The organism is Pseudomonas sp. LBUM1664 (assembly GCF_059695895.1).
In genome coordinates, this window is sequence record NZ_CP166791.1 from 2,864,240 (window position 1) to 2,884,060 (window position 19,821).

Genomic DNA, 19,821 nt, shown 5'->3' on the forward strand with positions numbered 1-19,821 from the left:
GATTTGTGTATGGCTCAGGTTGTCGGGGGTTCTTGCAGGTGCAGCAAGGTGTCGATCCGTGCCGGGCTGAACGGTGGGCGGGGTATTGGCGGTGTCCAGCCGAGCAGGTGTTCCAGCGCCGCACCGCACACCCGGCCTTGGCACGCGCCCATGCCGCAGCGGCTCGCCAGTTTCGCTTGGCGCCAGTTCTCATGACTGGCCAGTTGGCCATATGGCACGTCTTCGCAGCGGCAGACCAGGGTGTCGGCGCGGGCCAGGGTCTTGAGGCGTGGATTGAGGGCGAACGCCTTGTTCAAGGCCCGGGCGAACCCCTGCCAGCGTGCGCGCCGAGGCCATAGGCGTTGGGCGGCCGCGGTATTGCCGACGGCGGCATGGCCGGCGATGGCACCTTCCACCAGCGCCAGTTCGCTGCCGCCGAACCCGGTGCATTCACCGGCGGCGTAATGATCCTGGCGGGTGGTCGCTTGCCAGGCGTCAATCGCCAGCGCCTGGTCTTCAAGCGCACAGCCCAGGGCCTGGCCGAGCTGGGTATTGGCAATGAGCCCGAAGCCACAGGCCAGCCGGTCACAGGCCAGTTCGATTGTCTTGCCTTGTTGCAGCACACGCACCCCCTCGAGCCGCTCCCGACCCAAGGCCTCCAGCACGTGAGTGCCGGTGCGGTAGTGGTTGTCGAACAAACTGAACGACTGGAAGAGCTTGCCCGGCCAGCGTGGCAGTTGCGCGGCGAAACCGGCCACGGCGGCGCGGTTGGCCTGCTCGGCGATCCGCAGCACCTGCGCACCGTGGTGTTTCGCCGTGGCGGCGCTGGCCAGCAGTAAAGGTCCGCTGCCGGCGATCACCAGCCGTTCTCCGCGCACCGGTAGGCCGCCCTTGATCAGCGCTTGCAAACCGCCTGCGCCGGTCACACCGGGCAGCGTCCAGCCGGGGAAGGGCAGCAGCAGTTCCCGGGCGCCGGTACAGAGGATCAAGCGCTCATAGGTAATTTGCCAACCGCGCTCGGCATCTTCCACCAGCAAGGTCTTGTCTGCGGCGCAGGCGATCACCCGGGTGCCGGCGTGGCAGCGGACGTTGGTGCAAGCGTGCAGTTGATCTCGCAGGCGTCGCGCCTCGTTGGGCAGCTTGGCTTGGGGACCGTCGCGCCAGATCTGCCCGCCCGGCAGCGGATTGTCGTCCAGCAGCACAATGCGTGCGCCGCTGCTTGCCGCAGCCAGTGCGGCAGCTATGCCGGCGGGGCCGGCGCCGATGATCAGCAGGTCGGTGAGTTCGTTCATGGTCGGGTCTGCACCTGCATGCCGTCGCGGCACAGCGTCTGGCAGGCCAGGCGCCGATGGCCGTCGATCAGCACCCGGCATTCCTGGCAGATGCCCATGCCGCACAAAGGCGCGCGGCGCTGACCGCTGACCGAGGTGCGGCTGCAACCGTCCGCACCCAATGCCAATGCCGCCGCGACGCTGGTGCCGTTGGCGACCGACAGCGGGTGACCGTCCAGGAATAATTCAGGCATAGGCCGGTTCTCCCAGGAATCGCTGTGGTAGGTAAGGTTGAGCGGCAAGCGGTGGCGTTTCGTTGAACAGTTGCGCGGCCAGCAGGTCGGCCGTCGCGGGCGCTGTTGTGACGCCCAGGCCTTCGTGACCCACCGCCAGCCACAGGCCCTGGCGCTGCGGATGTTGGCCCACCAGCGGCAGGCCGTCGGGGCTGGCGGCGCGAAAACCGGTCCAGGCACGGATACCGTTGAGTTGCGCCAGCCCCGGCATGTAATCGACGGCGCGCTTGAGCATCTTCGCTAGCATCCAGCCTTCCACCTGCGGGTCGAGGGTGCCGAACTGCCGTGAGGCGCCAATGAACAATTGCCCGGTGGGGCGTGGCTGGATATTGCACGCCACCGATGGCCCGCTGGCGTTGTGGGCACTGGTGACGTAGCCCAGTTCCACCAGGGTGTGGCTGACCGTGGCGGGGTAGCGATCGGTGATCAACAGATGGCCTTTTTTCGGCTCGATGGGTAGCTCCGGGCACAGTTCGGTAGCCTGGATGCCATTGGCCAGCACCACCGCTTCGGCGCTCAACCAGCGACCGTCGTCGAGGCGCACGCGGTGGCCGTCCACTTCGCTGACCTGGGCGCGTTGCTGGCGAATGTTGGCCGCGTCCAGCATCCAGCGAGCGGCAGCCGGGGCGTACAAAATGCCGTCGCCCTTGATCAGCAGCCCGCCTTCCAAATCTTTGCGCAGCTGCGGTTCTCGCTGGTTCAGGGTGGCGTGGCCGATCAGTTCGCAGGCTTCGCCATGGGCCAGCAGGTTCAGGTATTTACCGTGGGCCACCGCCATTTCTTCGGCATTGGCCGCGAGCCACAGAGTACCGTTGTTGCGCCAGGCGCAGCCGTCGGGCAGGGCCGGGGCCAGTTCGCGCCAGCGTTGCAAGGAGTATTGACTGAGGGCCAGTTCCGCCGGGTTGTCATCCAGCACCAGCAAATGGCCCATGCCGGCCGCCGTGGCGCCGTGCCAACCGGCGTCCAGCACCAGCACTTTCAAGCCACGTTGGGCCAATGTCCGGGCGCAGGCAGCGCCGATGATGCCGGCGCCGATGATGATCACGTCGGCGACCTGGCCCTTGCTCACGGACGAATGCCCCAGGCGAACGGGTCATCCGCGTCGATGATCAGCGTGGTTTCGGCGCTGATGTAGGCCCGCCCACGAATGGTCGGCACGATGCGCTCGCCGGAACGTTCATAGGAGCCTTCGAATTCACTGCCAATGATGCTGGCCTGGCGCCAGATCTGCCCGGGTTGCAGTTTCCCGTCGGCGGCCAGGCACGCCAGTTTGGCGCTGGTGCCGGTGCCGCAAGGGGAGCGGTCGTAAGCCTTGCCAGGGCAGAGCACGAAGTTGCGACTATCGGCTTGGGGGTCATCGGCGAACAGTTCGATGTGATCGATCAGGCCGCCGTCCTCGCCCCGCAAACCTTGCTGTTCCAGGGCTTGTTGCACAGCGTAGGTGTAGGCGGTCAATGCGTCGAGGTTGTCGCCCGCCACGCGCTGGCCGTGGTCGGCGATGAGGAAAAACCAGTTGCCACCCCAGGCCACGTCGCCCACCACCGGACCGATGCCGGGCACGTCCAGGCTCAGCGCCTTGCGATAACGGTAGGCCGGCACGTTGCGCACGCTGACTGAGTGATCTTCGTGCAAGGTGGCCTGCACGGTCCCCACCGGGGTTTCGATGTTGTGCACGCCGGGGCCAATCCTGCCCAGGTGTGCCAGTGACGCCACGAGGCCAATGGTGCCGTGGCCGCACATGCCCAGGTAGCCGCTATTGTTGAAGAAAATCACCCCGGCACAGGCACTCGGGTCCACCGGTTCACAGAGCAGCGCACCTACCAATACATCGCTGCCCCGCGGTTCCAGCACGCAGGCCGTGCGCCAGGCGTCGTGCTGTTCGGCCAGACGCTGCCTGCGCACGGCCATGCTGCCGTGGCCCAGGTCAGGAAAGCCGCCAGTGACCAAGCGGGTCGGTTCGCCGCCAGTGTGGGAATCGATCACGGTAATGCGTTTCATGGGAGGGCCACGTCCGTTCAGATGAGTGAACGCAAGCGTGGCCCGCGCCGTGGGTCGGCGGCTTGATGGATTTATCCGCCGGTCATGACGAAATCGGCACAACGCAAGCTCATCAATGGCTCGAGGGCAGGAATTCAAACAAGGTATTGCAGACCCCGGCAATGTGCTCGTCCAGCAACTTCACCGCCCGTTCCACATCGCCGGCGCGGCAGGCTTCGAGAATTTCCCGGTGTTCGTGATCGGCGCGCTCCTTACCGGCCGACAGGCTCATTTGCATGCGCAAGTAGCGCTCCAGCTTGTCGTGGACCGAACGGATAAGACTGACCAGGAATGGCCGCTGTGCCGGCTCGTAAAGACAGGCGTGCAACTGCCAGTTGAGTTCGGCCCAGCGACCGACGTCATCCTCGCCGATGAACTCCCGACAGATACTTTCGGCGCGGGTAAAGGTCTCTTCAGTCATGTTGGGAATCGCCAGGCGCAGCACCTTGTCTTCCAGCAACATCCGCACCTCGAACATCTGCGCCAGCTCCGCCTCGGAAATGCGCGTGACCATCGCCCCGCGATTGCGCTGGAACATCACCAGGCCTTCGGCCTCCAGACGCTTGAGGGCTTCGCGCACGGGGATCTTGCTGACGTTGAACTGACGGGCGATGTCGTCCTGGCGAATCGGCTCGTCCTCGGCAAAATGCCCGGCCACGATGGCATCACGCAGGTGACGGGTGATGATTTCCGAAGTGGAGGGGGTATTGCCCAGGTCAGGCAGATTGAACTTGGATAAGGTCACGGTGGCGGGTCGTTCGGCTGAGTTGGGGATATGGTATACGACTTTGCCGAGCGCAATGTCGAGTGGCCCTGATCTTGATCTTCCTTAGCCAAGCGCTTTCGCGATGGCGGACTGACAGGCACCAGAAATATCGGTGTTAATGGGAATGTATATCAAATGTGAATGAGTTCATGTATCTTTCGCGACACATTCTTGTCGGCCTCCAAAGGTGGCCGGTGTTCTTTCATTAGGATTGTGCATCGATGCGTCGGATTCTTGTTTCACTGTGTGTGCTCCAGGCTTATTCGGTTTCCACCTGGGCAGATGAGCCCATTTCCACGGACAGGGCGCCTCTGGAGCTGCAAGCCACGGATATCGTCGGCGAGTCAGACGGTGAGACGGCGCAGGGGCCAGTGAAGGGTTACCACGCCACCCGTTCCGCCAGCGCAACACGAACTGACACCGCGATCCATGAAACCCCGCAATCCATCTCAGTGGTGTCCCGCGACGTTGTCGAAGACCTGAGTGCCACGCGCTTGCAAGATGCCCTCGATTACGCCGGTGGGGTAGGCCGGGCCAATAATTTCGGTGGCCAGGGCCTGACCACGTTCACGGTGCGCGGCTTCACCACGGGGGAGTTCTATCGCAACGGTTTCCCGATCAACCGTGGCTACCCGAACATGCCTGACGCCAACACCATCGAGCGCCTGGAAGTGCTGCGTGGCCCGGCGACCATGCTGTACGGTCGGGGCGACCCGGGCGGTACGTTCAATGTGGTGTCCAAACAGCCGTTGGCCGAGCGCACGGTGACTCTGGGCAGCCAGGTCAGCGACCAGGGGATGCGTCGGGGCACGCTGGATGCGTCCGGCCCGCTGGACGAAGAAGGGCGCCTGGCCTATCGCTTGAACGTGGTGGGTGAGGGCGGTGACACGTTCCGCGATCACGTCGAGACCGAGCGTTATGGCGTCGCGCCCGTGGTGACCTGGCAGGTCAACGACACCACGCGCCTGACCTTCGAAGGCGATTTCATGCGCAACAATCATCCGCTGGACCGCGGCTTGACCCACTATGCCGGCCAGCGCGGCACTGCGTCCCGCGACACGTTTTTCGGCGAAAAGGACGCCGGTAAACTGCACAACGACAACAACATGCTGCAAGTGCGTTTCGAGCACATGCTCAACGACGACTGGACCCTCGCCGGCGGCACCCAGTGGCTCGACGGCACTTTGCAAGGCAATGCCGTCGAAGGCAACGGCATTGGTACCGACGGGCGAACCCTGGGCCGTAACTTCAACTACCGCAAACTGGAATGGACCGACTGGGACACCCAACTCAACCTCACCGGGCATTTTTCAACTGGCGGGTTCGAGCACACACTGTTGACCGGCATCGAGTATGAAGACTACGACTACCAGTCCATCATCCAGCGCTCTGCAGCGGGCGCCGGGGCCTACCCGATCGATATCTTCGATCCGGTGTATGGCCAGCCGCGTCCGGCGCTGACGCGTACCCCCACCGATGATCAGGAAAACCTCAAGACTTTCGGCCTGTTCATTCAGGATCAGGTGGCGCTCACCGAGCGTTTGAAGGTGCTGGCTGGCGCGCGCTTCGAGCGTTTTGAACACGACTATGAGACGTTCGTGACCAAGACTGGGAATTGGAATGTCAGCGACAGTGCCGTCACCCCGCGACTGGGAGTGATCTACGACCTGACCGACACGGTGGCCGTTTATGCCAATACCGCCCGTTCGTTCAAACCCAACACGGGCCGCAGCAGCCAGGGCGCAGGATTCAAGCCCGAAGAAGGCAAGTCGTATGAAATGGGCGTCAAATGGGAAGCCCTGGATCGTCAGTTGAGCGTCGATGCCGCGGTGTACCAGATCGAAAAACGCAACGTGCTGACCACCGACCCGCTGGATTCAACCTTTAACGTGGCCGCCGGCGAAGTGCGCAGCCGTGGCTTTGACCTGAACGTGGCCGGCAACCTGACGCCGCAATGGCGCATGATCGGCGGTTACGCTTATGTGGATGCCGAAGTGACCAAGGACAACACCATCGAGACCGGTACGCGCTTGCTCAACGTTCCCAAGAACACCTTCAGCCTGTTGAACGTCTACGAGTTCCAGGACGGCGGCCTCAAGGGGCTGGGTCTGGGGCTGGGGGCCAAGTACGTTGATGAACGGGCCGGTCAGACGGCGGCCAACGCCTTCTCCATGGACAGTTACACCGTTGTGGACCTGCTCGGTTACTACAAGGTCAACGAGCGGATACGGCTCAACCTGGACCTGAAGAACCTGTTTGACGCCGACTATGAAGAAGGCGCGTTTGGCAACGTCTACGCCTATCCAGGTGCACCGCGGACCGTGCAGGCCGGTATTTCCTACACGCTCTGAATCCGATACCTCATGAAAACCCCGAAGGTCCTGCCTCCGGGGTTTTTCTTTTTTACCACTATTCACAACCCCTCTCGAACCGCCCCGCGAATCCCCTCCAGCAACATGGTGAATGCTGGGTTGTCATTGTCCTGGCGCCACACCAGATGCAACTCGCTCTGCACCCCTTCGCCCAGGTCGATCTCACGAAACACCACCTGCTTGAACACCACGCTGGTGGCACAGCGCGGTACCAGCGCCAGGCCCATGCCCGCGTTGACCAGCGCCAGAATCGTCAGCGACGATCCCAGCCATTGCACGAACTGCGGCGCCACCCGTGCCGAGCGAAGCATGCCGGTGAGCAGTTCGTTAAAGGGTGGGTAGGCGGAATGGGAATACATAAGAAAGGGTTGGCCGTCCAGATCCTGGACGCTTACCGACTCGGCACAGGCCAGTGGATGCCCGGCGGGCACCGCCAGGACAAAGGGTTCGCGCACCAGGCACTCGGTGGCGTAGCCGGTTTCCAGCAGCGGCGAGCGGACAATCCCCAAGTCGATACGGCGAGCCCGCAGGGCCTCGTGCTGTTGGTAAGTGTTCATCTCCGCCAGGACGATTTTTACCTGGGGCTGTTTCAGCCGCGCCTCGGCAATGACTTTGGGCAAGAACTCATACACGGCGCTGCCAACGAAGCTGATGGTGACCGAGCCGATGTCGCCCTGAGCGAAACGCCGGGCGGCCACGGCGGCTTGTTGCGCCTGCTCCAGCAGGTTCTGCGCTTCGATGAAAAACGCCCGGCCAGCGGCGGTGAGGGCCACGCTGCGGGTACTGCGGGTGAACAGTTCGACACCGAGGTGATGCTCCAGCAATTGGATCTGCCGGCTCAACGGTGGCTGGGTCATGTTCAGGCGTTCGGCGGCGCGTCGAAAATTTAGTTCGGTCGCCACGGTGGTGAAGCAGCGCAACTGGGCCAGTTCAAACATTGATTCAATCCAGGTATCAATCAAGTGCCAAGTTAGATTAGACGGGAACAATCCGCCGCGTCCATCATCGTCCCGTTCCCCACAAAAACAATGATCGGGAGGCACCCCTTGAATAACGTAACGGACTCCACCCATGACAGCACCCTGGCGCTCGCGGCGGCCAAGGTCAAACGTCATGTACTGCCGCTGGTGGTGGTGATGTTCATCGTCAACTACATCGACCGCGTCAACATCGGCTTCGTGCGTAGCCACCTGGAAACCGACCTGGGCATCGGCGCCGCCGCCTACGGGCTCGGTGCCGGGTTGTTCTTCATTGGCTATGCGCTGTTCGAAGTGCCGTCCAATATGCTGCTGCAGCGCTACGGCGCCCGGGCCTGGCTGACGCGCATTATGTTCACCTGGGGCGCGGCGGCGATGGCCATGGCCTTTGTACGCGGCGAAACCAGTTTCTATGTGCTGCGCTTCATTCTCGGCGCGGCGGAGGCGGGCTTCTTTCCCGGCATCATCTATTACTTCACCCAATGGCTGCCCGCCAACGAGCGCGGCAAAGCGATGGCGATCTTCCTGAGCGGCTCGGCCATTGCCTCGGTGATTTCCGGGCCGGTGTCCGGGGCGCTGTTGCACATCAGTGGGCTGGGCTTGCACGGCTGGCAGTGGATGTTCCTGATCGAGGGTTTCGCTTCTATCGTGCTGTGCGGATTTGTCTGGTTTTGGCTGCAATCGCACCCGAGCCAGGCTAAATGGCTGACCGAAGAAGAGAAAACCGTGCTGATCGGCGCCATTGCCGAAGAACAACGGGCCCGGGAGGCGGCCCAAGTGATCAAGCCGTCGATGTTCAAATTGTTGGCCGACCGGCAGATCGCGCTGTTCTGCTTCATCTATTTTTCCATCGCCCTGACCATCTACGGCGCCACGTTCTGGCTGCCAAGCATGATCAAGAAAATGGGCAACCTGGGGGACTTCCAGGTCGGCTTGCTCAACTCCGTTCCGTGGATCATTTCCATCGTGGCGATGTACGGCTTCGCCGCGTTGGCCGGCAAATGGAAATTCCAGCAGGCCTGGGTCGCGGTGACGCTGGTGATCGCCGCGTTCGGCATGTTCATGTCTACCACCGGCGGGCCGATTTTTGCCTTCGTGGCGATCTGTTTTGCGGCGATCGGTTTCAAGGCGGCGTCGGCGTTGTTCTGGCCGATTCCCCAGGGCTATCTGGATGCGCGAATCGCGGCGGCGGTGATCGCCTTGGTCAACTCCATCGGCAACCTCGGTGGCTTCGTCGCGCCCACGGCTTTTGGTTTCCTGGAACAGACTACCGGCTCCATCGAGGGCGGCCTGTATGGGCTGGCTTTCACCTCGCTCGTTGCGGCCGTAGTGATCTTTTTCGCCCGCACCGCGCCGAAGCGCGACACCCCGAATTCACTGTCCGGCCGGCCCGAAACCGTTACCGAAGTCGATCAGCCGGAAAAACGCCAAGCCTTGAACCCTGGCCCATCGGGAGCCGCTGTATGAAGATCAAACGCGTCACCGTCACCCCCATTGCCTTTCGCGATCCACCCTTACTCAACGCCAGCGGCATTCACGAGCCGTTCGCGCTGCGCTCGATCATCGAGATCGAGAGCGACAACGGTTACATTGGCCTGGGAGAGAGCTACGGCGATGCGCCGGCCCTGGCGATCCAGCAGCAACTCCAGAGCCAGTTGATCGGCCTCGATCCGTTCAACCTCAACCAATTGCGGGCCATCGTCCAGGCCACTGTTGCTGCCCAGCGGCCCGCCAGTGTCGCCGGTGCCGAACTGGCGCCGGGTTCCCACGCGAGCAAGGCCGTGAGCAATGCCTACTCGGCGTTTGAAGTGGCGTGCCTGGACCTGCAAGCGCATTACTTGAACGTGCCGCTGGTGGACCTTCTGGGCGGTGCGATCCGCGATGAAATTCCGTTCAGTGCATACCTGTTTTTCAAGTATGCCGAGCACATCGATTCGCCGTACCCGCCGGACAGTTGGGGTGAAGCGCTCAACGAACAGCAGATCGTCGCCCAGGCCCGGCGCATGATCCAGGACTATGGCTTCAAGAGCATCAAGCTCAAGGCTGGCGCCCTGGAGCCGGAGCATGAAGTGGCGTGTATCAAGGCGCTGAAACAGGCGTTTCCCGGCTATCCGTTGCGCATCGACCCCAATGGCAACTGGTCGCTGGAAACGTCCATTCGCATGGCTGAACTGCTGGGCGATGACCTGCAATATTACGAAGACCCGACACCAGGACTGGAGGGGATGGCCGAACTGCACAAACGCACGGGCCTGCCGCTGGCAACCAATATGGTGGTCACCGATTTCGATGAGTTCCGCCGCAGCGTGGCGTTGGATAGTGTGCAGATTGTATTGGCCGACCATCATTACTGGGGCGGGCTGCGGGACACCCAGGTGCTGGCGAAAATGTGCAGCACCTTTGGCCTGGGCGTGTCGATGCATTCGAATTCGCACTTGGGTATCAGCTTGATGGCTATGGCCCACGTCGCCGCGGCGGTGCCTAACCTGGACTATGCCTGCGACACCCATTACCCGTGGCAGGAACCGGATGAAGAGGTGATCAAGGGTGGCAAGCTGCCGATTGTCGATGGCTGCGTGAAAATCACCCGGGCACCGGGTCTCGGGCTGGAGCTGGACCGGGATCAACTGGGCAAGCTGCATGACCAGTTCCTCAGTTGCGGCATTCGTCAGCGCGACGATGTGCGGCAGATGCGTCGCTACCGGCCGGACTGGAAAACCGTCAAACCGAGGTTTTGAGCGGAAGGCGGAGGGTCTGCTGCGCAAGATCCCCCCTGTGGGAGTTTCGTGGCTAAGCCCTAAGTATTGCGCCCGGCCGCATTGGGGTCTTACACCAAAACTGTCGCGCTGGCCCGGCGCGTCCAAAGCATCCACCAATTGCCTCCAAGGCAGCGTATGACGCGGCCTGGGGCCTTTCGATAATCGCCTCCGACATCCTGTCCCCTGTTGCGGAGCGCGCCATGCACAACAATAAAAATACCCGCCAACGTTTTTTGCCGGCGGTCATCGCCGGTCTTTCGACCCTGGGCCTGACGCCTTGGGCCCAGGCCGAAATCATGCTGTACGACAAAGACCAGACGACCTTTTCCACCGACGGCTACATCAACGCTTTTTACGTCAACAGCGACGTGGATCGCGCAGGGGAGCAGTACGACCGTCGCCAGTCGCGGGTCAAGATGGGTTTTTTGCCCAACTACCTGGGCTTCAACATGAGCAAGCAGGTCGATGACCTCAAGCTCGGCGCCCGCGCCTCGTTCTGGGTGACCATCAACGACAGCGAAACCAACGGCACCGATACGGCCATCGATGTGCGGCAGTTCTACGGCACTGTCGCTAACCCGCAGTGGGGCGAAGTGTTGATTGGTAAGGACTTCGGCCTGTTCGCCCGCTCCAACATCCTGCTTGATGAACTGCTGGCCGGTTACGGCCAGGTCAGTGACACCCTGGGGTTGGTGGACGGTGGAGGCGTGTCGTTCGGCAACATTGGCAGCGGCTATCCTTATCCGTTCCCGACGTCGCAGATCACTTACCGCACCCCGGTGATGGACGGGCTTCGTGTGGCGGTGGGGATCATGGATCCAGTGGACACCAACGACAACAGCGCCACCGGCAAGGCCTACCAGGAAAACCCGCGCACCGAGAGCGAGATCACCTACCAGTTCGACCTGGGCGGGGCGAAGATCTACAGCTGGCTCAACGGCAGCTACCAGACTTCGGACAACACCGACTCCACGGTCGAGTCGGTGACTTCCAAAGGCCTGGGTTATGGCGTGCAGGCCAAGCTGGGCGGGCTGTCGCTCACCGGTTCCGGGTTCCAGGCCAAGGGCATCAACCCGTTCTTTACCAACAACGCCGGCGAAGCCACGTTGCGCAACGTCGACAGCAAGGGCTACCTGCTGCAGGGCTCCTACAAACTGGGCAAGAACCGCCTGGCGCTGTCCTACGGCAAGACCGATGACGACGGCAACGGCGCGGTGGGCAGTGGTGCCGATTACCAAACCCGTGGCATTGCGTTGTTCCATGACGTCAACGACAACCTCAAGCTTGTGGCCGAATACAACCAGTTCGAAATCAACGGCCACGACACCAGCGCGCAGAACGAAGACACCGATACCTTTGCGGTGGGCGCGGTGTTGACCTGGTAAGGGCGATCCTGTGGCGAGGGCGCAAGCTCCCTCGCCACAAAAAGTATTCCCGAGTAAGCCCGGAGCGTTTTGTGGTGGCCCCAACCGTGCGCATCGCGGCCAGGGCCATCACTGTTCTCCTCCCATGGAAGCGCCCACCCGCTACCCAAGTAGCATTCGTGGTTCGTGCGCAGCTTCGTACACTCAAGGCTCTTATCACGCACCCGTCGGAGGCGAAGATGCTAAAGGCCCAGAGCGAAGGTGTGGTGAGCGCCATGTCCCAGGCAACGGACGTTCAGCAAGTGGCTCAGGAACTGGCGCGACAGCTGTTGCACCCGTACCTGGGCTTCGTATTGTTTTTCTGTTCCGCCGAATACGACTTGCCGGCCCTCGGCCAGGCGCTTTCCCAAAGTTTCGGTGGGATTCGCCTGGTGGGCTGTACCAGCGCCGGAGAAATCACCTCCCAGGGTTATGGCCGCAACTGCGTAACGGCGGTGGGTTTCGATCACCGGCATTTTTCCATTGCCGCCGAGCTGATCGGCGAAATGGAGCGCTTCAGCCTGATCGACGCCCAGCAAATGGTCGAGCGGCTGGCGGGCGGTTGCCGCAGCAATGCCCTGGCGCCGATCAAGGGCCACAGTTTCGCCTTGACCTTGCTCGACGGCCTGTCCAGCCGCGAGGAAATGGTGCTGGCGGCCTTGAGCGCAGCACTGGGAGACATCCCGCATTTCGGCGGCTCGGCTGGCGACGACAACTACCTGACCCATACCCACGTGTACTTCGAAGGCCAGTTCCACAGTGGCGCGGCTGTGGTGGTGCTGATCAACACCTGGCTGGAGTTCGAAGTGTTCACCACCCACCACATCCTGCCTCGGGAAGAAAAACTGGTGGTGACCGGCGCCGACAGCGCTTCCCGGCGGGTCTACGAACTGAACGCCGAACCCGCTGCCGAGGAATACGCCCGGCATATCGGCGTGCCGGTGAGCGCACTCAATTACCGGGTCTTCGCCGCCCATCCGCTGGCGGTGCGCATCAATGATCAGTACTACGTGCGGGCCATCCAGCAAGTGCACCCAGACTTGAGCCTGAGTTTTTACTGCGCGGTGGAGAACGGCATCGTCCTCACCGCGATGACGCCCGGTCCCATGTTGCACAACCTGCAAAGCCTGTTCGACGGCTTGCAGGCGCGTCTCGGCGACTTGTTGCTGACCATAGGCTGTGACTGTTTTCTCAGGCGCCTGGAGCTGGAAGATTGCGGTGGCCTGGAGCAGATCGGGCAGTTCCTGCGCGAACAACGGGTGATGGGGTTCAACACCTATGGAGAGCAGTTCAATGGCATGCACATCAACCAGACCTTCACCGGAGTTGCCATTGCCCGACATCGCGTCCCCGGCCATCGCTGACCTGCAGGCGCAGATTGCCACCCTGCAGCACGAAAACCGCAAACTACGGCGCATCAACGATGCACTGATCGAACGGGTGGAATCCGGCGTGACTCGGGGCAATGACCCGTATGCGGCATTCCAGCATTCGGTGGTGCTGGCCGAGCAGGTTCGCGAGCGTACCGACGCCCTCAACCAGGCGATGGCCGAGCTCAAGGCCGGTAATCACTTGCTGGGCGAAGCGCGGTTGCGAGCAGAAACGGCCCACCGGCATCTGATCGATGCCATCGAGAGCATTTCCGATGCGTTTGTGCTGTTCGACGAACAACAACGCATTGTCCTGTTCAACAGCCGCTTCAAGGCTTTCTGGGCCAACAGCCGGGTACGCATCATCGCCGGGATGCGCCTTGGCGAGGTCAAGCGCTTGATGACCGCCAACGGCTTGTTCAGCGAAGAACACCGGGGGCAGGCCGATGAGCACGTGCTGTACCGTTTGCAGAACGGTCGCTGGTTGCAAGTGAGCGAACGGCCGACCCAGGAAGGTGGGCGGGTGATCCTGTTTACCGACATCACCGACGTCAAGCTCAGTGAAACCGTGCGCCGCGAGCAGGCCATCGCGCAGAAATCCCACCTGTTGCAGCGGGCGGTGGACAACCTGTCCCAAGGCGTGGCGATGGTCAACGCCCAAGGCGTGCTGGAACTGTGGAACCGGCGCTTCCTGGAACTCAGCGGCCTGGCGCCGGTGGCGGCCCACCGGTCGTTTGCCGAGGTAATCGCCGACAGTGAATTGCAACTGCTGACCCCGAGCAGCCGCGACAGCAATGGACGGCTGATCCACGAATGCGAACAGCGTCTGTCGGATGGCCGGGTCCTGGAAATCCGTACCCATCCGCTGCCCACCGGCGGCTACGTCAATACCTTCACCGACATCACCGAGCGCTACCAGCATGCCGAGGCATTGAGCGAAAGCGAGCGTTGGATCCGCCTGATCACTGATCATGTGCCGGCGCTGATCGCCTATCTCAATGCCGACCTGATCTATGAGTTCACCAACAAGGTCTACGAGCAGTGGTATTGCTGGCCCCGTGGCGTGATGCTCGGCCAGAGCCTGCGCGAGGCGCACAGCGAACAGCATTATCAGCGCCTGGAGGCCTACGTGGCGCGGGCGCTGGCCGGGGAGAGCGTGACGTTCGAATTCGCCGAAACCAACATCAACAACCAAGAGCGCTACATGCTGCGCTCCTATGTGCCCAACCGCTTGGCCAATGGCGAGGTGGTGGGGATCTTCGTGCTGATCCGCGACATCACCGAACGGCGCCGCACCGCCGAGGCGCTGCACCAGGCCTACCAGAACCTGGAACAGCGCGTCCAGGAGCGCACCGCGGAACTGACCACCCTCAACGACCAGTTGCTGCGCGAGATCGACGAGCGTAGCCGGGTGGAACTGCGCCTGCGGGAGGCCAAGGGCGAAGCCGAGCAGGCCAACTTGTCAAAAACCAAATTTCTCGCGGCGGTCAGCCATGATCTGCTGCAACCGCTCAACGCCGCGCGGCTGTTCACCAGCGCCTTGCTTGAGCGTCGTGAGCCAGTGGCCAACGCGCAACTGGTGCGCAACGTCAGTCACTCGCTGCAGGACGTGGAAAACCTGCTGGGCACCCTGGTGGACATTTCCAAGCTCGATGCCGGGGTGATCAAGGCCGACATCGCGCCGTTCGCCCTCAGCGAACTGCTCGACAACCTAGCCGCCGAATACGTTCAGGTGGCCCGCAGTGAAGGGCTGGAACTGCACTTTGTGCCCTGTTCGGTGCTGGTACGCAGCGACATGCAATTGTTGGCGCGGATCCTGCGCAACCTGCTGAGCAACGCTATTCGCTACACCCCCAGCGGGCGGGTGGTGTTGGGGTGTCGTCGACACCGCCAGCGTGTGTCGATCGAAGTCTGGGACAGCGGCATTGGCATTGCCGAAGACCGCTTGGAGGAAATCTTCCAGGAGTTCAAGCGCGGCGATGTGCAGCGCCCGAACCAGGATCGTGGCTTGGGCCTGGGGCTGGCGATTGTCGAGAAAATCGCCGGGATCCTCGGGCACCGGATTCAGGTGCGCTCATGGCCGGGCAAGGGCTCGATGTTCTCCATCGACGTGCCCCTGAGCGCCACCGCACCGAAGCCGTTGCCGTGCCTGGACATGAGCGAACCGATGCTCGAGCGACTGCGCGGGGCACGGGTCTGGGTGCTGGATAACGACGCGGCGATCTGCGCCGGCATGCGTACGCTGCTGGAGGGCTGGGGTTGCCGTGTGGTGACCGCTTTGTCGGAACAGGACCTGGCGCGCCAGGTAGACAATTACCATGCCGAGGCGGACCTGCTGATCGCCGACTATCACCTGGACGACGAACAGAACGGCGTGGACGCTGTGGCCCGGATCAACGCCCGCCGAGCCTCGGCGATCCCGGCCATGATGATTACCGCCAACTACAGCAACGAACTCAAACAGCAAATCCGCGAGCTGGGCCACACCCTGATGCACAAGCCGGTGCGGCCGATGAAGCTCAAGATTGCGATGAGTCATTTGCTGGGCCAAACCCAGCGCCATTAAGCCGAACTGCTGTGTGGGAGCAAGCTTTGCTCCCACACAGACTTGCTCCCACAGCTACGGTGTGGTGCCTTTCAACGCCGTAGATAAGCCCCGAAATCAATATCCCCAGCACTGAGAATCGCCTGCACCCGATTGTGCACATTGAGTTTGCGCAAAATGGCCGAGACGTGGGCCTTGACCGTGGTTTCGGCGATGTCCAGCGTGTAGGCGATCTGTTTGTTCGACTCGCCCTTGGTCATGCGCTCGAGCACCAGCAACTGCTTGCGGGTCAGGGCTTGGAGCAGTTCCGGGGGAAAGGCCGGGGTCTCATTCAGGCGCCGGCCCATCGGGCTTTTTTGCGTGCGGATGATGTCTGGCGGCAGGTAGACATTGCCGTTGAGGATCTGCTCGATGGCGTCGGTCATCTGCGAGCGTGGCGAGGACTTGGTGATGAAGCCCACCGCGCCGTAAGTGATGGCTTGCAACACCACCTGCTTGTCTTGCTCGGCGGAGACGATCACCACAGGGATGGTCGGGGCCTCGTTGCGCAGGTTGATCAGGCCATTGAGGCCGTGCATGCCGGGCATGTTCAGGTCCAGCAGGATCAAGTCCAGGTCGTCGTGCTCACGGGTCAGCGCCAGGGCACTGTCCAGGTCGGCGGTTTCCATCACCTCGCTGCCAGGAAAACCGTCGCTGATGACGTTGTGGATGGCTTCGCGAAACAGTGGGTGATCGTCGGCTATCAAGATTTTATACATGGCCATTCACCTCGTTATTGTCATGTGGGTGGGGCAGTGAAACGCAGTGCTTCAGGTCAGGGGAAGGGTTCGGGCAGCGCCGGTTGTACGGGCAGATTGGCCGCTTCCCAGGCATCGAGGCCATCGCGATACCAATACACCTGCTTATAGCCCATGGCAGCGGCGCGTTTTACCGCGTTCCAGCTCAACCAGCAATCGGCGCGGCAATAAAAGACTAACGGTTGATCCGCCCGCCCGGCGGTGGCTTTGCGCAGGTGATAAGTAAAGTAGGCCTGCCAGGTCGGGTCGAGGTCACCGTCGCCGGTATTGGCCAGCCACAGGCTACCGGGGAGGTTAGCGTGGGCTTCGTTGTCGATGAAGCGTCCCTGCAACCATGGGCGGCGGTAGACATCGATCAAAACCGGAGGCGAGGTTTGCTCAAGGAGGTGTTGCAGGGCTTGGGTATCGAGGGTCTGTGCGCCGTCAACGGCTGTGGGCGTCGGGCTGCGGTACTGGGCAATGCGATAGCCCTGCGGGGAAAACAGCGACGTGTCGGCCTGCGCGACATTCAGCGACAGGCCCAGCAAGACGATCGCCAGGAAACGGGGCATAGGGATGTATCCTTTTTGTTATGCGCCCATTACATGCCAGGGTCGAGTTATTGTGAATGCGACCATAGACAGGAAAACCGGTACTAAAGTAGTAATTTTGGGCCTCAGGACGCGCGCCGTATTAACCTCAGAAACAAAACCCTGTGGGAGCGGGCTTGTGTTGGCTGGATCAGTTCGCCTTACGCAACGCCGCATGCTGCGGATTGAACGTCCACACCGCCAGCAACGCAAACACCAGGGTCAACCCCACGCACACGGCCATGGCCAGTGGATTGAACCGCTCGTACAAGGCAAATCGCACCAACTCCACCCCATGGGTGAACGGGCTCACCGCGCACAGCCAATAGAGCCAAGGGCTGGCCTCAAGCATTTTCCACAGCGGGTACAGCGCCGAGGACAGGAAAAACATCGGGAAGATCACGAAATTCATCACCCCGGCGAAGTTCTCCAGTTGCCGGATGGCATTGGACAACAGCAACCCCAGGGCACTGAGCATCAGGGCCACCAGCAGCAGAGCCGGCAGTGCCAGCACCAGGCCCATGACCGGCGGTTGAATGCCGTACAGCCAGGCAATGGCGAGAAAGGCGTAGACCTGTAACAGCGAGATCAGCGAGGTCGCCAACAACTTGCTCGCCAGCAGGAAGGCTCGCGGCAGAGGGCTGGTCAACAGTACCCGCATGCTGCCCATTTCCCGGTCATAGACCATCGACAGCGAACCCTGCATGCCGTTGAACAACAGGATCATGCAGGCCAGCCCGGGCACGATGTACACCTCGTAGGGAATGTAGGTGTCGTAGGGCGCGATGATGGCGATGCCCAGTGCCGCCCGAAAGCCGGCGGCGAATACCAGCAACCACAACAGTGGCCGCACCAGGGCACTGAGCAACCGCGTGCGTTGCAGCACGAAACGCAGCCATTCACGCACCACGATGCCACTGAAGCAATGCCAGTACGCGTTCACGGATGAACTCCCTGTGTGGTCAGGTGTGTGAAGGCCGAGCCGAGACTGCCACCGTGTTCCAGGCTCACGGCGTCGGCGAGGCCACTGGCGACCAGGCGGCCCTGATGCAGGATCAGCAGATCGTCGCTGGGCTGTACTTCGTCCAGCAGGTGCGTGGTCCAGAGCACACTGATGCCGTGCGCTTGGCACAGTTGGCGGATGTGTTGCCCCAGGGCCAGGCGGCTGGCCGGATCAAGGCCGACGCTGGGTTCGTCCAGCAATAACAGGCGTGGTTCATGCAGCAGGGCCCGGGCGATTTCCACCCGGCGACGATGGCCACCGTTGAGGTCACGCACGCGCTCGTGGCGCCGTTCTGTAAGGTGCTGGCGAGCCAGTTCGGCGTCGATCCGCCCACTGCCCTGACGCCGCGACAAACCGTGCAACGCGAGGTGATAGCGCAGGTTTTGCTCGACACTGAGGTCCAGGTCCAGCGTGCTCTGCTGGAACACCACGCCCAACTGGCGCAAGGCCGGTCGCGGCGACTTTTGCAGCGAATGACCGCCGACCAGGATGTCACCGCGCTGCACGTCGTACAGCCGGGTGAGCAGGGCGATCAACGTCGACTTGCCGGCCCCGTTTGGCCCCAGCAGCGCCGCAAAACGCCCGGCGGGCAGGCTGAAGCTGACTTGTTTGAGGGCTTCGCGAGCACCGTAGGCAAAGCTCAGATCATTGACCTGCAACGCGCTCATGGCGTCACCACCACACCCCAGGGGTAGCGCCCGACCTTCACTGATTTGAGCACTTTGCGACTCTGCACGTCGATCACCGAGACATCGCCACTCACACCATTGGTTGCCAGCAGTTGGCTTTGGTCCGGGGTGAACGCCAGTTGCCAGACCCGTCGGCCCACCAGCAGGTAATCCAGTACTTCGAAGGTCTTGGCGTCGATCACTGCCACATGATTGGCCGGGCCCAGGGCGACGAAGGCGAGCTTGCCGTCGGCGCTGAGTTTGATGCCCACCGGCTGCACCTTGTCTGGGTGAACGCCCTTGATCTGGAACGTCAGGGTCTTGAGTATCGTGCGCGTGGCCACGTCGAGAATCGTCAGGGTGCCGCCGATCTCGGCCGAGGCCCAGAGCTGTGAACCGTCGTGACTGAACTCGACGAAACGCGGTCGTTGATCCACCAACGTGCTATCAGCCAGGGTCTGGGTGCTGGTGTCGATCCAGTGCAGCATGTTGGTGGTTTCGCTGGTGTTGACCGCCCACTTGCCATCGGGGCTGACCGCCATGCCCTCGGGCTCGACGCCCACGCCGATCTGGCCCAGCACCTCGGAGGTTTGGGTGTCGATCACCGTCACCAGGGCGTCGTCCTCGTTGGACACATAGAGCCAGCGGTCATTGGGGTGCAGGGCGAACTGCTCCGGGTCTTTGCCGGAGGGCAGCTCCTTGATGATCTTGCGGGTGGCCACGTCCATCACCTGGACCCGGTCCGAATCGCTGGCGCAGATGTACAGCAAGCGATTGTCGTGGGACAGCAACAAGCCTCGGGGGCGTTGGCCCACTGGCAGGGTCTCGATGACTTCCAGGCTCTGCATGTCGATCAGGCTCAGGCTGTTGTCTTTCTCGTTGGAGACCCAGGCGATGCTGGCGGCGGCAGGGCCGGCGGCGAGCAACGCAACGCCCAGGGTGAGTACTTGGCAGAGCAGGGCCGGTTGGAACAGCGGGCGGCGCATGGCGGTTTCCTTATTGTTGTTATCGA

At 62.1% G+C, this 19,821-nt stretch carries 17 protein-coding genes; 6 read left to right on the top strand and 11 right to left on the bottom strand.

From position 1 onward, the window contains the following. Window positions 1-14: 14 nt before the first annotated feature. The 5 genes from ACA047_RS13380 to ACA047_RS13400 all read right to left on the bottom strand — a co-directional run bounded on the left by ACA047_RS13380 (window position 15) and on the right by ACA047_RS13400 (window position 4,325). Window positions 15-1,271, bottom strand: a complete 1,257-nt coding sequence (locus ACA047_RS13380) for an FAD-dependent oxidoreductase (RefSeq protein ID WP_497359676.1) — start codon at window positions 1,269-1,271, stop codon at window positions 15-17. Beyond that, window positions 1,268-1,504 carry a 2Fe-2S iron-sulfur cluster-binding protein gene (locus ACA047_RS13385; RefSeq protein WP_497359678.1) on the bottom strand — a complete coding sequence of 79 codons (237 nt, stop codon included), beginning with the start codon at window positions 1,502-1,504 and terminating at the stop codon, window positions 1,268-1,270. The genes ACA047_RS13380 and ACA047_RS13385 overlap by 4 nt, the downstream gene beginning before the upstream one ends. Beyond that, window positions 1,497-2,612 (bottom strand): NAD(P)/FAD-dependent oxidoreductase, encoded by a 1,116-nt coding sequence (locus ACA047_RS13390; protein WP_497359680.1) that lies wholly within the window; start codon window positions 2,610-2,612, stop codon window positions 1,497-1,499. The genes ACA047_RS13385 and ACA047_RS13390 overlap by 8 nt, the downstream gene beginning before the upstream one ends. Continuing rightward, the gene (locus ACA047_RS13395; protein WP_497359682.1) at window positions 2,609-3,541 is read right to left on the bottom strand and encodes a 4-hydroxyproline epimerase; all 933 of its coding nucleotides are present in this window, start codon (window positions 3,539-3,541) and stop codon (window positions 2,609-2,611) included. The genes ACA047_RS13390 and ACA047_RS13395 overlap by 4 nt, the downstream gene beginning before the upstream one ends. 112 nt (window positions 3,542-3,653) lie before the next feature. Beyond that, window positions 3,654-4,325 carry a GntR family transcriptional regulator gene (locus ACA047_RS13400; protein WP_497359684.1) on the bottom strand — a complete coding sequence of 224 codons (672 nt, stop codon included), beginning with the start codon at window positions 4,323-4,325 and terminating at the stop codon, window positions 3,654-3,656. A 242-nt stretch (window positions 4,326-4,567) separates the two neighbouring features. On the opposite strand from ACA047_RS13400, the gene ACA047_RS13405 reads away from it, so the two are divergent. After that, window positions 4,568-6,697 (top strand): TonB-dependent siderophore receptor, encoded by a 2,130-nt coding sequence (locus ACA047_RS13405; protein WP_497359686.1) that lies wholly within the window; start codon window positions 4,568-4,570, stop codon window positions 6,695-6,697. A 62-nt stretch (window positions 6,698-6,759) separates the two neighbouring features. Here the strand turns inward: ACA047_RS13405 and ACA047_RS13410 are convergent, their stop codons facing one another. After that, window positions 6,760-7,656, bottom strand: coding sequence for a LysR family transcriptional regulator (locus ACA047_RS13410; protein ID WP_497359688.1), 897 nt, complete (start codon window positions 7,654-7,656; stop codon window positions 6,760-6,762). Between the two features lie 90 nt (window positions 7,657-7,746). On the opposite strand from ACA047_RS13410, the gene ACA047_RS13415 reads away from it, so the two are divergent. The 5 genes from ACA047_RS13415 to nahK all read left to right on the top strand — a co-directional run bounded on the left by ACA047_RS13415 (window position 7,747) and on the right by nahK (window position 15,793). Further along, window positions 7,747-9,162 carry an MFS transporter gene (locus ACA047_RS13415; RefSeq protein WP_497359690.1) on the top strand — a complete coding sequence of 472 codons (1,416 nt, stop codon included), beginning with the start codon at window positions 7,747-7,749 and terminating at the stop codon, window positions 9,160-9,162. Further along, on the top strand, window positions 9,159-10,433 hold the full coding sequence (locus ACA047_RS13420) for a glucarate dehydratase family protein (protein ID WP_497359692.1): 1,275 nt from the start codon (window positions 9,159-9,161) through the stop codon (window positions 10,431-10,433). Before ACA047_RS13415 ends, ACA047_RS13420 begins: the two co-directional genes overlap by 4 nt. A gap of 221 nt (window positions 10,434-10,654) precedes the next feature. Further along, the gene (locus ACA047_RS13425) at window positions 10,655-11,839 is read left to right on the top strand and encodes a porin (RefSeq protein WP_497359694.1); all 1,185 of its coding nucleotides are present in this window, start codon (window positions 10,655-10,657) and stop codon (window positions 11,837-11,839) included. Between the two features lie 218 nt (window positions 11,840-12,057). Beyond that, window positions 12,058-13,221, top strand: coding sequence for a nitric oxide-sensing protein NosP (gene nosP / locus ACA047_RS13430; protein ID WP_497359696.1), 1,164 nt, complete (start codon window positions 12,058-12,060; stop codon window positions 13,219-13,221). Continuing rightward, complete coding sequence (nahK, locus tag ACA047_RS13435; protein WP_497359698.1) at window positions 13,151-15,793, top strand: hybrid sensor histidine kinase/response regulator NahK/ErcS'; 2,643 nt, start codon at window positions 13,151-13,153, stop codon at window positions 15,791-15,793. Before nosP ends, nahK begins: the two co-directional genes overlap by 71 nt. A 71-nt stretch (window positions 15,794-15,864) precedes the next feature. Here nahK and ACA047_RS13440 read toward each other — a convergent pair whose 3' ends face one another. The 5 genes from ACA047_RS13440 to ACA047_RS13460 all read right to left on the bottom strand — a co-directional run bounded on the left by ACA047_RS13440 (window position 15,865) and on the right by ACA047_RS13460 (window position 19,795). After that, a complete protein-coding gene (locus tag ACA047_RS13440) occupies window positions 15,865-16,530 on the bottom strand; it encodes a response regulator transcription factor (protein ID WP_033046458.1) in 666 nt (221 codons plus the stop codon). A 56-nt stretch (window positions 16,531-16,586) separates the two neighbouring features. Continuing rightward, the gene (locus ACA047_RS13445) at window positions 16,587-17,120 is read right to left on the bottom strand and encodes a PQQ-dependent catabolism-associated CXXCW motif protein (RefSeq protein WP_497359700.1); all 534 of its coding nucleotides are present in this window, start codon (window positions 17,118-17,120) and stop codon (window positions 16,587-16,589) included. Between the two features lie 169 nt (window positions 17,121-17,289). After that, window positions 17,290-18,081, bottom strand: coding sequence for an ABC transporter permease (locus tag ACA047_RS13450; RefSeq protein ID WP_497359702.1), 792 nt, complete (start codon window positions 18,079-18,081; stop codon window positions 17,290-17,292). Beyond that, window positions 18,078-18,809 (bottom strand): ABC transporter ATP-binding protein, encoded by a 732-nt coding sequence (locus ACA047_RS13455; RefSeq protein WP_497359704.1) that lies wholly within the window; start codon window positions 18,807-18,809, stop codon window positions 18,078-18,080. The genes ACA047_RS13450 and ACA047_RS13455 overlap by 4 nt, the downstream gene beginning before the upstream one ends. Beyond that, window positions 18,806-19,795 carry a YVTN family beta-propeller repeat protein gene (locus ACA047_RS13460; RefSeq protein ID WP_497359706.1) on the bottom strand — a complete coding sequence of 330 codons (990 nt, stop codon included), beginning with the start codon at window positions 19,793-19,795 and terminating at the stop codon, window positions 18,806-18,808. Before ACA047_RS13460 ends, ACA047_RS13455 begins: the two co-directional genes overlap by 4 nt. Window positions 19,796-19,821 lie beyond the last annotated feature (26 nt).

Coding starts and splice junctions, on each gene's coding strand:
- ACA047_RS13380 (WP_497359676.1), bottom strand. CDS start 1,271: ATGAACGAACTCACCGACCTGCTGATCATCGGCGCCGGCCCCGCCGGC.
- ACA047_RS13385 (WP_497359678.1), bottom strand. CDS start 1,504: ATGCCTGAATTATTCCTGGACGGTCACCCGCTGTCGGTCGCCAACGGC.
- ACA047_RS13395 (WP_497359682.1), bottom strand. CDS start 3,541: ATGAAACGCATTACCGTGATCGATTCCCACACTGGCGGCGAACCGACC.
- ACA047_RS13405 (WP_497359686.1), top strand. CDS start 4,568: ATGCGTCGGATTCTTGTTTCACTGTGTGTGCTCCAGGCTTATTCGGTT.
- ACA047_RS13410 (WP_497359688.1), bottom strand. CDS start 7,656: ATGTTTGAACTGGCCCAGTTGCGCTGCTTCACCACCGTGGCGACCGAA.
- ACA047_RS13415 (WP_497359690.1), top strand. CDS start 7,747: ATGATCGGGAGGCACCCCTTGAATAACGTAACGGACTCCACCCATGAC.
- ACA047_RS13420 (WP_497359692.1), top strand. CDS start 9,159: ATGAAGATCAAACGCGTCACCGTCACCCCCATTGCCTTTCGCGATCCA.
- ACA047_RS13425 (WP_497359694.1), top strand. CDS start 10,655: ATGCACAACAATAAAAATACCCGCCAACGTTTTTTGCCGGCGGTCATC.
- nosP (WP_497359696.1), top strand. CDS start 12,058: ATGCTAAAGGCCCAGAGCGAAGGTGTGGTGAGCGCCATGTCCCAGGCA.
- nahK (WP_497359698.1), top strand. CDS start 13,151: ATGGCATGCACATCAACCAGACCTTCACCGGAGTTGCCATTGCCCGAC.
- ACA047_RS13440 (WP_033046458.1), bottom strand. CDS start 16,530: ATGTATAAAATCTTGATAGCCGACGATCACCCACTGTTTCGCGAAGCC.
- ACA047_RS13445 (WP_497359700.1), bottom strand. CDS start 17,120: ATGCCCCGTTTCCTGGCGATCGTCTTGCTGGGCCTGTCGCTGAATGTC.
- ACA047_RS13455 (WP_497359704.1), bottom strand. CDS start 18,809: ATGAGCGCGTTGCAGGTCAATGATCTGAGCTTTGCCTACGGTGCTCGC.
- ACA047_RS13460 (WP_497359706.1), bottom strand. CDS start 19,795: ATGCGCCGCCCGCTGTTCCAACCGGCCCTGCTCTGCCAAGTACTCACC.